The organism is Dactylosporangium sp. NPDC005572, assembly GCF_040605515.1.
Classification (GTDB): Bacteria; Actinomycetota; Actinomycetes; order Mycobacteriales; family Micromonosporaceae; genus Dactylosporangium.
In genome coordinates, this window is sequence record NZ_JBEXCY010000235.1 from 1 (window position 1) to 13,811 (window position 13,811).

Sequence of the window (13,811 nt, forward strand, 5' to 3'; positions counted from 1 at the left end):
CAGCGCCTGGGCCGCGATCGTCACCCGGGTGTGGTCCAGCGTGCGCATCGCCGTGCCGAAGCCGGTGCCGGGCTCGCCGATGATCCGATTTGCCGGAATGCGCACATTGTCGAGATACACCTCGCGGGTCGGCGAGCCCTTGATGCCGAGCTTCTTCTCCGGTGCGCCGAAGCTCACGCCCGGGTCCGACTTCTCCACCACGAACGCCGAGATGCCGCGCGAGCGGGCCGCCGGGTCGGTGACGGCGAACACGGTGTAGTACTCGCTCACACCCGCATTGGTGATCCAGCGCTTCACCCCGTTGAGGACCCAGGTGTCGCCGTCCAGCTCGGCGCGGGTCTTCATGCCGGCCGCGTCGCTGCCGGCCTCCGGCTCGGACAGGCAGTACGAGAACATCGCCTCGCCGCCGGCCACCGGCGTGAGGTATCGCTGCTTCAGCGCTTCGGAGCCCGCCAGCAGCAGCGGCATCGTCCCGAGCTTGTTGACCGCGGGGATCAGCGACGACGAGGCGCAGGCCCGCGCGACCTCCTCGATGACGATCGCGGTGGCCAGCGCGTCCGCGCCGGCGCCTCCGTACTCGACCGGGATGTGGGGGGCGTGGAAGTCGCCGGCCCGCAGCGCGTCGTAGGAGGCCTGCGGGAACTCGCTGTTCTCGTCGGCGGCGGCCGCGTTGGGTGCGACCTTGCCGTCACACACCGCACGAACGGCCTCACGAATCGCGACGTGCTCCTCGGGCAGCTGGAACGCCTCGAACACGACAACCCCCTCGTCACAACGGACCTGAGCAGGCGTTCAGGAGCCTGCGAGGGTGAGCATACCGGCGAGTAACGAAGGAGCCGGAAGCGCACCGGCCGGCGAGGGACTATCCTCGCCGAAGCAACGTCGGCCAGACCCGGTCCAATACGCCACAAGTGTCCGTTCTTTCGGGTGTTTGCGGGAAATTGTGTGGGGAAAGCGGGCAGGTTGGCGGCGCAGACCTCGATCGAGCGGAGACAAGGCGTGACCATCGCGTACCCGAGCACCCCACCCGTCGTAGTGGCGCCGTCCGGGGCGGCCCGGCCCCGGCTCACCTTCCTCGGCACCGGCTACCTTGGCGCGACCTACGCCATCTGCTTCGCGGAGCTCGGGTACGAGGTGCTGGGCTTCGACATCGACGAGGCCAAGATCGCGAAGCTGGCCGGCGGCGACGTGCCGTTCCACGAGCCCGGCCTCGACGAGCTGCTGCGCAAGAACCTCTCGGCCGGCCGCCTGCGGTTCACGACCTCCTACGAGGATGTCGCCGAGTTCGGCGACATCCACTTCATCTGCGTGGGCACCCCGCAGCGCCCCGACGGCATGGCCGCCGACCTCTCGCACGTCGAGAGCGCCGTCTCCAACCTGGCGCCGCACCTGACCCGCAAGGCCCTCATCGTGGGCAAGTCGACCGTCCCGGTGGGCACCGCCGAGTGGATCGAGAACCTGGTCGGCCGCCACGCGGCCGAGGACCTCGGCATCGAGGTCGCCTGGAGCCCCGAGTTCCTCCAGGAGGGCGTCGCCGTCGAGGACGTGCTGCGCCCCAACCGGGTCATCTTCGGCGTCAAGTCCGACTGGGCCACCGGCATGCTGTACTCGGCCCACAAGGGCGTCTTCGACCTGGCCCTCACCGAGGACCGCGAGGTCCCGGTCGTCGTCACCGACTTCGCCACCGCGGAGCTGGTCAAGGTCGCCGCCAACGCCTTCCTCGCCACCAAGATCTCGTTCATCAACGCGATGGCGGAGGTCTGCGAGGCCGCCGGCGCCGACGTCACGCAGCTGGCCCGCTCGATCGGCTACGACGCCCGCATCGGCAACAAGTTCCTCCGGGCCGGCGTCGGCTTCGGCGGCGGCTGCCTGCCGAAGGACATCCGCGCGTTCCAGGCCCGTGCCCAGGAGCTCGGCGTCGGCGAGGCGCTGCGGTTCCTGCACGAGGTCGACCTGATCAACCAGCGCCGCCGCCAGAAGATCGTCCAGCTCTCCGCCGAGCTGCTCGGCCGGCAGTACGGGCCGGCCGGCCCGGACCTGGCCGGCACCCGGATCACCGTGCTGGGCGCCACCTTCAAGCCCAACTCCGACGACGTGCGCGACTCGCCGGCCCTGTCGGTGGTGCGCAAGCTGTCCCGCTCCGGCGCCGACGTCACCGTCTACGACCCGGAGGGCATGGACAACGCCCGCACCGACGTGGCCGACGTCACCTATGCCAAGACCCTCAACGACGCCGTCACCGGCGCCGACCTGGTCTGCGTGCTGACGGAGTGGGAGGAGTTCCGCAACACGGACCCCAACACGCTCAGCCCGCTCGTCACGGCCAAGAAGGTCATCGACGGCCGCAACTGCCTCGACCCGGCGGTCTGGGTGGCGGCCGGCTGGGAGTACCGGGGCATGGGCCGCCCGGTCGTGAGCTGAGTCCGGCCCTCGATCTGCCTGGAAACTCCCGAACGAGCGGTTCGCTTTCGTCGATCGGCGAAACAAGGCATTCTTCCCAGTAAGGCGTGAACGACCCGGGGTGACCGCGCGCAGCGGCCGCCCCGGTCGTGACCCGGGGGAGGAGTGGCGTGGACACGTATCCGTGCCCGGCGTGCGGTGGCCCCGCCACCGAGGCCGGCTGCCGCAACTGCGGCCGCCCGCACGACCCCGACGCGGCGAACCTCGCCATGCTCCAGCGGATGGTGGCCTCGCTGGAGCAGAAGAAGCGCGACCTGACGGACGACACCAAGGCCCTGCGCGTCCAGCTCGCCCACGCCTCCGCCCAGCGCGACAGCCTGCGCCGCAAGGTCCGGGCGCAGATGGACGCCGAGCAGGCCGCCAAGCCCCGCCGCCTGCCGCTGCTGCGCAAGACGCCGCCGGTGGAGAGCGCGCCGCCGGCCGTCTACCAGACGCCGGGTGAGCAGCAGCGGTACTCGCCCCGCGCCCCGCACGCGGTGGAGAGCGGCCACGCGAGCGACACGCCGACCGGCGCCGGGGGCCACCCGCCGGTCCTGGCCCCGGAGCGGCCCCGCATCGCGCCGCTGCCGCAGCAGCTGCGCCGCCGCGGCGGGGACGACGGCGACGGCCCGTCCGCCGACAAGCCCGAGGCCACCCAGTCGAGCATGCAGGCGTCGGTGCTGGCCCTCGGCGGCCTGCTGCTCGCCGGCGCCGCGATCGTCCTGACCGTCGACGCGTTCGGCACGATCGGCACCGTCGGCCGGGTCGTGTCGCTGGCCCTCATCACCGCGGTCGCGCTCGCCCTGCCGCTCGTGCTCGTCCGCCGCGGCCTCAGCGCCACGGCCGAGACGGTCGCGTCGGTCGCGCTGCTGCTCGTGCTGCTCGACGGGTACGTGGTGCGCTCCGAGAAGCTGCTCGGGGCGGACCGGATCGAGTTCAGCGTCTACCTCGGCATCGTGTGCCTCGCCACGGCCGGCGTCGCCGCCGTGTACAGCATGCAGAGCCACCTCATCGCCTCGCGGTACGCCACCCTCATCGCCCTGCAACCGGTGCTGCCGCTCCTCGCGTCGGACGCCATCAAGGGCCCGACCGGCCTCTCGCTGGCGCTGTCGGGCGTGGCCCTCATCGACCTGGCGTTCGCGGTGGCGTTGAAGCAGTCGGTACAGCGACGCCTCGACGCCCACCAGGACGACGCCGCCGCCGAGGACGAGCCGGCGCACACCGGCCGGACCAACCGCATCGCCGACGCCCTCATGCGCGACATGGCCTGGGCTCTGTTCGCCCTCGCGTTCGCGGTCGCGCTCGGCGCCGCGCTCGTCGCGCTCGTGACCACCGACGCGCTGCCGGAGACCGTCCGGGCCGCGGGCGTCACGCTGCTCGCCGCCGCGGTCGGCGTCGCCGGCTCGCTGTCGTGGCGCCGCGGCGGCGTGCCGGACCTCGCCGCCGGCATCGCCACCGTGGCCGTCGTCGCGGCGGTCGCCCGCGTCGGCGCGGTCGCGTTCCCCGGCCTGACGCTGCTGTTCCTGGCCGTCGCCGTGGCGGTCGCCGCGATCGGGGTGGCGGCGATGCCGGCCGACGCCCGCCGCGGTCCGCGCAGCGCGGTCTCGGTCGCCGCCGTCGTCGGCGGGCTGCTGCTCGCGGCGAACATGGCGGCGGGCGTCGTGGCCACGCTGCGGGCGGTGCGGCCGGTCTGGGCGGCCGTCGAGGAGGACTACCGGACCCGGGTCGACCTCGCCGTCGGCCCCAACGGCTGGCAGTACGTCCTGGCCGCGCTCCTGCTCACCGGCGCCGGTGTGCTGGTGCTGCGCGCGGACGTGGCCCTGCGCACCGACGTCGCGGTCGTCGGCGCGGCCGTCACCGTGCTCGTCGCGCCCGCCGCGCTCGGGCTGAGCTGGCTGGCCGTCCCCACGCTCGCGGTCTCCGGCGCCGTCGCGGCCGGGGCCTACTCGCTGCGGGTGCGCGCCACCCGCACCGCCTGGATCCTCCTCGGCGCGGCGCTGGTCCTCGGCCTGTACGCGGCCGCGGCCAGCCTGGCCCGCCCGGCGGCCACCACGATCACGCTGCTCACCATCGCCGTCGCCGGTACCGCGATCGCCGTCCTGCCCCGGCTGAACAACCCGGAGGGCGTGCAGCCGACCCGGGTCGGCCGCATCGTCTCCGACGCCGCCGCCGGCGGCGCGCTCTTCGCGTTCCCGGGCGCGGCGGCCTCCGGCGCCGCCATCGTCTTCGGCGACCTCGCGGGCGGCGCCACCGTCGTGCTGGTGCTGAGCTACCTCGCCCTCGCCGTCACGCTCGGGTTCGCCGCCATCACCCAGGTGGCCCGGGGCGAGCAGAGCCCGCCGCTGCTCGTCGGCGCCACCGCCGGCGCGGTCGCGGTCGCCATCGCGGCCGTCGTCGTGAACGGCGCGACGACCATCGACCTCGTCATCGGCGTTCTGATGCTGATCGCGGCCGGCATGCTGTGGGCGGCGCCGCGCATGGACGACCGGCAGACCTTCGGCATGGAGTTCACCGGCGCCGACGCGGCCGCGGCCGCCGTGACGATCGCGGCCATCGGCGCCGTCGCCCGCGCCGTCTCCCTCGCCGCCACCGGCATCGAGGTCGTCACCCTCGCCCTGCTCGTCTTCGCCGTCGCGGTCGCCTCCCGGTCGCTGCCCGCGGGCTGGCGCCGCGGCCCGGTCGCCGGCGCCGCCGCGGTCGGGCTCGGCACCGGCATCTACGCCGGCGCCCTGTCGGTCGTCGGCGCGATCGGCGTCATCCGCGCGGCCGGCCCGCCGTGGCAGGCGAAGCTCGGCGCAGAGTGGCTGGCCACCGCCACCGACCTGTCCTCGTTCGGCTGGCAGGTGCCGATCGCGCTGCTCCTGCTGGCCGGGGCGGCCGCGATCGCGCTGCCGCAGCCGTTCGGCGACGACACGGCCGCGGCCGCCGTGGCCCTGGCGGCGCTCGGCGCCCCGGTCGGGCTCGGGCTGGGCTGGCAGGCGCCGATGGTGCTCGGCTGGCTCGCGGCCACCGGCATCGCGGCCTGGGCGAGCTTCGCGCGCAGCTGGCGGGGCGCCACCACGCGGCTGGGGGCGGCGCTGGTGGCCGGCCTGTTCGCGGCCGGCGCGAGCCTCGTGCGGCCCGGCGCCACCGCCGGCACCCTCGCGGCCCTCGGAGTGAGCGCCGCCCTCATCGCGGTCCTGGCCCGGGTGGTCGCGCAGCGCCGCGGCGACACCGCCGACGACGGCCCGCTCACCCTGGTCGGCGGCACCGCGGTGGCCGGCGCGCTGGTCGCCTTCGCGGGCGCGGCCGCGGCCATGGTCGGCGGCCTGTACCCCGACCGGACCAGCACGATCCTCATCGCCGGCCTGGCGACCAGCGCCGTCGGCCTGGCCGCCGCCGCGGCCGGGGCCCAGCAGGCGCCGGGCTACCTGCCGTACGTCACCACCGGCGTCGCCGTCTCCGCGACCGCGACCGCCCTGGCCGCCCTCGTCGCGCAGCGCGACGGCGCGATCGTCTACGCCGCCGCGGCGGCCCTGCTCGGCGTGCTCGCCGAGCTGCTGCGGGCGACCCGGTACGAGCCCGGCGACGAGTACGAGCCGACCCGCAGGTTCCGGCCCGACCGCGAGGGCGCGTTCTCCGGGCGCTGGCAGCAGCGGCGGACGCCGCGCAACTTCGCGCTCGGCGTGGCCATGGCCGCCGGTGTGCCGGCCGCCATCGTGGTGGTCTTCATCGCGCCCGCGGTCCTGGCCGCGCTCGCCGGCCCGTACCGCTGGATCATCCACCCCTGGACCGGCACCCCCGCGACCGCGTCCGACCTGGGCGACCTGGCCCGCTACGCGGGCAACAACACCCACGTCCTGGGCGCGTTCCTGCTCACCGTCGCCGGCGCGCTCATGGCGGTCGGGCTCGGCGGCAGCGGCCAGGCCGTCGCCAACCGCGCGGTCGCCATCGTCCTGCCGAGCGCGGCGCTCACCCTGCTCATCGCCCCCGCCGCGTTGCACGCGCCGTGGCCGGTGCAGCCCACGCTGGCCCTGCTGGTGGCCACGATCGCCGGCCTCGGCCTGGCGCTCACCGTGCCCCCCGACCCGGGCGGCCCGGACGCCACCCTGATGCTCAACGCCCGCCGGCTGGTGTTCGCGATCGCGGTCCTGGCGGCCGGCGCGGGCGGCGCGGGCAGCCTCGCGACCCGCTCGCAGACCCTGACCTGGCTGGCCGGCTCCGTCGTGGTCGGCGCGATCGCCGGCATCTGGGGCCGCACCGCCAACGGCCGCATGCTCGGCTGGCACGTCGCCGCGTCGACCGCGCAGGGCTTCGCGCTGGCCGCCGGCCTGGCGTCCGGCCTGAGCCTCAAGCAGTGCGCGTTCCCGCTGCTCATCATGGCGACGCTGCTGCTGGTGCTGGGCGCCGCGCTGCCCCGCCTGCGGCCCACCCCGACCATCACCCGCGAGGCGATGACGATCGAGGCCGCCGGCTACTCCGGCGCCGTCATCGCCGTGCTGCTCACGCTCGGCTCGCCGGCCCACACCGCGGCCGCCCTGACCGCGTTCGGCGCGATCCTGGGCCTGTCCGCGGCCCGGAAGGGGCGCAGCGGCCGGCAGCGCACGATCCTCGTCATCGCCGCGTCGATCGCCGAGCTGCTCGCGATCTGGCTGCTGCTGGTGACCGTCAAGGTCGCCCTCCCCGAGGCGTACACGCTGCCGTTCGCCGCCCTGGCCCTGATCACCGGCCTGATCGAGATCCGCAACCGCCCGGAGCTCGGCAGCTGGCTCGCCTACGGCCCGGCCCTCGTCGCCGGCTTCGCGCCCAGCCTGGTGATCGCGGTCGTCGACACCGAGTCGCCCGAACTGCGCCGCGTGCTGCTGATCCTGGCCGCGGTGATCACGGTCGCCATCGGCGCCGTCCGCCGCCAGAAGGCCCCGGTCGCGGTGGGCGCCGCGGTGACGGTCATCGCGACCATCAACGAGCTGGTGCGCATCGACCTGCCGTGGTGGATGCAGCTCCTGCTGTACACCGGGACGGGCGTCCTGCTGATCAGCCTCGGCGCGACGTACGAGCAGCGCCGGCGCCTGGACCGCCTGCGCGGCGCCTACCGCGACATGCGCTGACCCGCCCCGGCCGCCCGGCTCCCATGATCAAGGGAAACATTTGGCTGTCATGGCAGCCAGAACTCTCCCTTGATCATGGCGCGGGGTGCGAGCCTCCCCGGAAGGGGGCTTGAAGTCCTGGTAACCGGCGAGTAACACTGGCGCAATGATTTCTGCACCCAGCGTGCACAAAAGGTGCTGATCCGGTGGACACCCGCCAGATCCGGTACTTCCTGGCCGTCGTCGACCACGGTGGCTTCGGGAGGGCCGCCGCCGCGCTCGACGTCGCCCAGCCCACCCTCTCCCAGTCCGTCAAGAGCCTCGAGCGCGACCTCGGCGCCGGGCTGTTCCACCGGGCCGCGCACGGCGTGGTCCTCACCGCCGCCGGCCGCGCCTTCCTCGCCCCGGCGCGGCAGCTCATGCGCGGCGTCGCGCTGGTGGTCGAGCGGGACACCGTGGACCTGGTCGCGCCCGCGCCCCTGGGCGCCCACCCGGGCGCCAGGCTGGCCGGGACGTTCGCCCGCGAGCGACCAGGGGTACGCGTCAATCTCGACCTCGCCGGCGACGACGAGATCCCGCAGCGGATCCGCGACGGCGCCAGCGAGGTCGGCCTGGTGTACCTCCCCGCCGCCCGCCCCGGCCTGACCGAGGTGGGGCTGGGCGTGCACGAGCTGGTGCTCGCGTACCCGCCGAAGACCACGCCGCCGCCGCGGATCCAGCTCAGGACGCTGCACGGGGCCACCCTCCTCGGCGTGCCCGAGGGCAGCACGCCGAGGCTGCTGGTGGAGGCCGCCCTGCGCGCGGCCGGCGTGCGGACCCGGGTCGCCATCGAGGCGGGCCGCCGCGACCTGCTCGTCGAGCTGGTGCTCGCGGGGGCCGGCCCCGCCTTCCTCACCGACGCCGCCGCCCCGGCCGCTTCCGCGCGCGGCGCCGTCGTGCGCCGGCTCGACCCGCCCCTGCGCCTGCCGTACGGGCTCGTGCACCGCACCGCCGAACTGTCCACCGCCGCCGCCGCATTCGTGGAGCACGCGTTACGCAGCTAGATCGGGCCCAGAGCCGACGGGCCCGACCACAATCAGCAGAAGTGGAGACCGCCTTGGACCTGCGCCGTCTCGAGCACTTCCTGGCCGTCGCCGACCACGGCACCGTGACGGCCGCCGCGCTCGCCCTGCACGTCGCCCAGCCCGCGCTGTCGCAGTCGATCAAGAGCCTCGAACGCGACCTCGGCGTCGAGCTGTTCGAGCGCCGCGGGCGGCGCCTCGCGCTGACCCCCGACGGCAAGGCGCTGCTGGACCCGGCCCGGCGGGTGCTGGCCGACCTGGCCGCGGCCCGGGCGGCGGTGGCCGGCGTGATCGGGCTGAGCGCCGGCCGGCTCGACGTCGCCGTGCACGACGGCCTCGCCGCGGGTCTCGCGGGCCCGCTGGCCGCGTTCCACCGCCGCCACTCCGCGGTCCCGGTCCGTGTGCACACGGGCCGCGACGAGGACGAGATCGTGCGGTACGTCGTGGATGGAAGATGTGAGCTCGGCATCGGCTATCTGCCGGTGCGCCACCCCGGGCTGGCCGTCCGCGAGCTGGGCACGCAGGAGCTGCTGCTGGCGCTGCCGCCCGGGGTGGCGGAGGCGGACGAGCCCCAGGTGCGCTGTGGTCATCCCGACGCTGTGGTACCGCTCGTGCTGGCCGGCGGCGGCCCCACGCTCGTCTCCGCCCGCCAGGCGGTCGCGGCCGAGCGGGGCGGCGCGACGATCCGCAAGGACCACATGCGGCCGTTCGGCCTGCTGCACCGCCCGGGCCAGCTGTCCCCGGCGGCCCGCCGACTCACACGGATCATCTATGGGCCCGATGGAATTCGGTCTTTGTCATCCTGAGGACAGCGCATTGTGATCGACCCGTGGCGAACGAGCGATCCAACCGGAAGTGGTACGCGCTGCTGTCCGTGCCCACCGTAGCGCCGCTGCTGGTGCCCCTGTACAACCGGGCCGACCCAACCCTGTGGGGCGTGCCGTTCTTCTACTGGTACCAGCTCGCGTGCGCGGTGCTGGCCATCGTCGTCATCTCCGTCGTCTACCTGGCGACCCGCAAGCCCGACGTGTGGCAGGTGCGCCGATGAGCGGCCGCGACGTCGAGATCGGCGTCTTCGCCGTGCTCATGGGCGCGATGATGCTGCTCGGGTTCGGCGCCGCCCGCTGGCGCCGGCCACACAGCATCCACAGCCTGGAGGAGTGGGGCGTCGGCGGCCGGGCCTTCGGCAACTGGACGACGTGGTTCCTGCTCGGCGGGAGCATGTACACCGCCTACACGTTCGTCGCCGTGCCCGCGCTGACCTACGGCGCCGGCGCGGTGGGGTTCTTCGCGGTACCGTTCGCGATCGCCACCACCCCGGTGGCGTTCGTGCTCAGCGCGCGCGCCTGGTCGGTGTCGCACCGGCACGGCTTCGTGACGCCGGGCGAGTTCGCCGGGGCCCGCTTCGGCTCGCCCGGGCTGGCCGCGCTGGTGGCGATCACCGGCATCGTGGCGACCATGCCGTACGTGGCGGTGCAGCTGCTCGCGCTGCAGGCCGTGTTCAAGGTGCTCGGCGTCAGCGGGGAGTGGCCGCTGCTCGTGGCGGTCGGGCTGGTCTCGGTGAGCACGTTCCGCTCCGGCCTGCGGGCGCCCGCGCTGCTGTCGATCGCCAAGGACGTGCTGCTCGTCTGGGTGGTCGTCTCCGGCGTCCTGATCGTGGCGATGTCCGGCGGCTGGGGCCCCACGTTCCAGCGGATGGCGGACCGGTTCGCGGCCACGCCGTCGCCGGCCGACGGGCTGCTGCTCGGCGGGCCCGCGCAGGTGGGCTACCTGACGATGATCATCGGTTCGGCGCTGTCGATGTTCGCCTACCCGCACGCCGTGGTGGCCATGATCGCCGCCAAGGACCGGGCCACCGTCCAGCGCAACACGGCGGCGCTGCCCGTCTACTGCCTCGCGCTGGGCCTCATGGGCATGCTCGGCTACTTCGCCGCCGCCCACGGCGTGGTGCCGATCGGCGGCGACCTCAACACCGTCACGCCGCTGATGTTCCGCGACCTGTTCCCGTCCTGGTCGGCCGGCATCGCCTACGCGACCCTCGGCGTGGCCGCGCTCATCCCGGCGGCCGTCATGTCGATCGCCGCCGCCAACGCGTTCACCCGGTCGATCTACAAGCAGTACCTCAAGCCGTCGGCCAGCCCGTCCGACGAGGCCTGGGTGAGCCGCTGGGCGTCGCTCGCGGTCAAGTTCGGCGCGGTCGCCTGCATCCTGCTGCTCGACCCGGCGTACTCCGCCGAGCTCCAGCTCATCGGCGGCGTCATCATCCTGCAGACCGCGCCGGCCGTCGTCTTCGGCCTCACCACCGGCTGGTTCCACCGCCGGGCGCTCGTCGCCGGGCTGCTGGCCGGGCTGGCGGCCGGGGTGGCGCTGCTGTGGGACATCCCGCAGCTGTCCCCGACCGGCCAGGTCGTGAAGGCGCACTTCGGCGGGTCCAGCTGGCCCCTCGGCGACTCCGGGATCACGGTGTACGCCGGGATCCTCGCGCTGCTGGTGAACATCCTCGTCACCGTGGGGGGCACCGTCCTGCTGCGGCTGGCGAACGTGCCCGGCGGCCGGGACCGCACCCAGCCCGAGGACTACCAGGCCGACGTCGACGACCCGATGGTCAAGCGGCTCGACGCCCTGCTCGACGGCCTCCCGCAGGGCGCCCACACGGCCCGCGGCCCGCGCTGACGAACGACTGCAGCGGGCCGCTCCTGCGAACGGCCCGCTGCGTCACGCCGCCTGGCTCACCGGCCCTGCAGCGACTTCACGTTGTCGCCGAAGGTCCAGCTCTTCGAGCCGTCCCAGTTGATCGACCAGGTCATCAGGCCCTTCAGCTGGCCGTTGAAGGAGTTGTACCCCTGGCTGACCAGCGACGGCGACATGTACCCGCCACCGGCGCCGCTCTGCGCGGGCAGGCCGGGGACCTGCTTGTCGTAGGGCACCCGGATCGTCGTGCCCTGGATGACCAGGCCCGTGTTGAGGCACTGGGTCTGGACCGTGAAGCCCTGGACGGTGCCGGCCGAGTACGAGTCACCCGCGCAGCCGTACATGCTGCCGTTGTAGTACTGCATGTTCAGCCACCAGAGCCGCCCATTGTCGGCGTACTTCTTGACGATCGGCAGGTACGAGCCCCAGATCGAGCCGTAGGTGACGCTGCCACCGGTGACGTAGGCCGTCTCCGGCGCCATCGTGAGCCCGAAGTTCGACGGCATCTGGGCGAGCACGCCGTCGATGATGCGGATCAGGTTCGCCTGCGACGTCGACAGCGTGTTGATGTTGCCCGACCCGGTCAGCCCGGTCTCGATGTCGATGTCGATGCCGTCGAAGTTGTTCGCCTTGAGGATCGGCACGATCGTGGCGACGAACCGGTCCGCGACGGTGCTGGAGCTCAGGTCGATGCCCGCGGCCGCGCCGCCGATCGACATCAGCAGCGTGAGCCCGTTGGCCTTGGCCTGGCACATCTCGGCGGGCGTCGGCACCTTCACGCCGGCGTCCATGCCGTTCTCCCACAGCACGGTGCCGTCGGAGCGGATGACCGGGAACGCCAGGTTGACGACGTTGTACCCGTGCTGCGCGATGCGCGAGTCGGTGATCGGGATCCAGCCGAGACCCGGGTGCACGCCGTTCGAGGCGCCGTCCCAGTTCTCCCAGTACCCCTGGAGCACCTTCCCGGCCGGCCGCGACTTCACGCCGCAGGTCCCGCCGGTCGGCGAGGTGCTCGGCGAGCTGGACGGGCTACGGCTCGGGCTGGCGGACGGGCTCCGGCTCGGGCTCGCGCTGGCGGACGGCGAGGTGGTCCGGGACGGCGACGGCGACGGTGACGACGTCCCGCCGGTGCAGGTGCCGAGGTCCTTCCACAGCGACGGCGTGGCCGCCGGGTTCCACCCGGCCCCGACGTACGCGGTGTGCGTGACGAGCGCCTGGTAGGTGTGCCCGCTGTAGGTCACCTGGGTGCCCGCCGTGTACGTGTTCCCTTCCGCCCAGGTCGGTGCCGTGCAGGCTGCCGCGGCGGCGCTGCTGACGGCCTGCGCCTGGATGGTGGGCACGAGAACCAGCGCCGTCACGACGGTCAACGCGGCCCCGGCCACCAGTGCGAATGTGCGACGCCGAGATCTCATGGGACCCCCAACACATCGATGGATCGATGGTTCGGGACGTTATCAGTTAACACTATTAAATGTAAGGGTCACCAACCTTAAACCGCGCTGAGCCGCCTCGGGCGCGGCTGTTCCTCCCTTCACGCTGCATGCGAAACGCCGCCCGGGTCGGTGGTCGACTCGGGCGGCGCTCGTTCGGTGCTCGGATCAGGTGCGGTTGGAGGGCGGGGCCGACCAGGGCGAGGCGGGCGGGTTCTCGCGGCCGGGCGGGTCGGCGTCCGGCTCCCCGGTCGCCTTGTCACCAGCGTCGCCACCAGCCTGGCCACCGGCCTCGCCGGCGGCCCGCTCGGCGGCCAGGCGGTCGAGCTCGGTCTGGGCGCCGGCCCGCCGCTCGGCCTCGCCACGGGCGAAGGCGGCCCGCCGCTCGGCCTGCTCCTGGGTACTGGGCCCGAGCCGCGTGGTGGCGTCGGGGTCGATGCCGGCCGGCGGGAAGCCGAGCTTGGCCGTGGCGTCCGGGTCCGGCGTACCACCGAGCCGGGTCGTGGGCTCGTCCCCCGCCGGTACCACCGCGAACTGCCCCGTGTCACTCGGCGCCGCATGCCGCGGCCGCGGGGTGGCCGGCGACTGGTGCCCCGGATGGAACGCCTCGGTCTCCTCCTCGGCACCGACCCGCTTCACGGGGGTGAACCCGTCGAACGACGGCCCGTCGAGGATCGAGCTCTCCGCCGGCACACTCTCCCGAGCGGCCCGCGAGGGCAGCCCGGCCGCGGTCGTGGCACCGGTCGCCTCGTCGTCACCGCCCCGACCGGGGGCACCGCCGCCGCTGAGGCCGCTCGGCGCGCCGGGGCCGCTGGATGCGCCGACGGCCTGCCCGATCACCTGCGTGGCCTCGTCACCGTTGCCCTGTGTGGCCGACCGGCTGTACCCGGTAGCCACCGGAGGCGGCGACCCGGCCGCCGCCCCGGAAGGCCCGGACCCGCCGGGCCCCGAGCCACCGGAGGCGACGACGGGCGGCGGCGCAACAGACGGTGCAGTGACGGGCGGCGGCGCAACGGGCGGCGCGGAGACCACCGGTGCCGTGACGGCCGGTGCTGTGACGGGCGGTGCCGTGACGGGCGGTGCCGTGACGGGCGGTGCCGTGACGGGCGGTGCCGTGACGGGCG

The 13,811-nt window shown here is 74.1% G+C and carries 9 protein-coding genes and 1 pseudogene; 7 read left to right on the forward strand and 3 right to left on the reverse strand.

Annotated features, from left to right (window positions below):
• Positions 1-756, reverse strand: a 756-nt coding sequence (locus tag ABZS66_RS52860; protein ID WP_354771028.1) for an acyl-CoA dehydrogenase family protein, incomplete at its 3' end; no start/stop codon positions are given.
• Positions 757-999: 243 nt separating this feature from the next.
• Here ABZS66_RS52860 and ABZS66_RS52865 point away from each other — a divergent pair.
• The 6 genes from ABZS66_RS52865 (at position 1,000) to ABZS66_RS52890 (ending at position 11,239) form a co-directional block, all read left to right on the forward strand.
• On the forward strand, positions 1,000-2,421 hold the full coding sequence (locus ABZS66_RS52865; RefSeq protein WP_354771030.1) for a UDP-glucose/GDP-mannose dehydrogenase family protein: 1,422 nt from the start codon (positions 1,000-1,002) through the stop codon (positions 2,419-2,421).
• Between the two features lie 149 nt (positions 2,422-2,570).
• Positions 2,571-7,526: a permease gene (locus ABZS66_RS52870; protein ID WP_354771031.1), complete on the forward strand. Its 4,956-nt coding sequence runs from the start codon at positions 2,571-2,573 to the stop codon at positions 7,524-7,526.
• 185 nt (positions 7,527-7,711) lie between these two features.
• The gene (locus ABZS66_RS52875; protein ID WP_354771033.1) at positions 7,712-8,548 is read left to right on the forward strand and encodes a LysR family transcriptional regulator; all 837 of its coding nucleotides are present in this window, start codon (positions 7,712-7,714) and stop codon (positions 8,546-8,548) included.
• A gap of 41 nt (positions 8,549-8,589) precedes the next feature.
• Complete coding sequence (locus tag ABZS66_RS52880; protein WP_354771035.1) at positions 8,590-9,372, forward strand: LysR family transcriptional regulator; 783 nt, start codon at positions 8,590-8,592, stop codon at positions 9,370-9,372.
• Between the two features lie 23 nt (positions 9,373-9,395).
• Entirely contained in the window at positions 9,396-9,614 is a 219-nt protein-coding gene (locus tag ABZS66_RS52885) for a DUF3311 domain-containing protein (RefSeq protein ID WP_354771037.1), read from the forward strand.
• Positions 9,611-11,239: a sodium:solute symporter gene (locus ABZS66_RS52890; RefSeq protein WP_354771039.1), complete on the forward strand. Its 1,629-nt coding sequence runs from the start codon at positions 9,611-9,613 to the stop codon at positions 11,237-11,239. The genes ABZS66_RS52885 and ABZS66_RS52890 overlap by 4 nt, the downstream gene beginning before the upstream one ends.
• Positions 11,240-11,295: 56 nt before the next feature.
• Here ABZS66_RS52890 and ABZS66_RS52895 read toward each other — a convergent pair whose 3' ends face one another.
• Positions 11,296-12,669: a glycosyl hydrolase family 18 protein gene (locus ABZS66_RS52895; protein WP_354771041.1), complete on the reverse strand. Its 1,374-nt coding sequence runs from the start codon at positions 12,667-12,669 to the stop codon at positions 11,296-11,298.
• Between the two features lie 186 nt (positions 12,670-12,855).
• Positions 12,856-13,527: a hypothetical protein gene (locus ABZS66_RS52900; protein ID WP_354771042.1), complete on the reverse strand. Its 672-nt coding sequence runs from the start codon at positions 13,525-13,527 to the stop codon at positions 12,856-12,858.
• A gap of 28 nt (positions 13,528-13,555) precedes the next feature.
• On the opposite strand from ABZS66_RS52900, the pseudogene ABZS66_RS52905 reads away from it, so the two are divergent.
• A pseudogene (locus ABZS66_RS52905) lies at positions 13,556-13,811 on the forward strand (hypothetical protein); the annotation flags it as partial.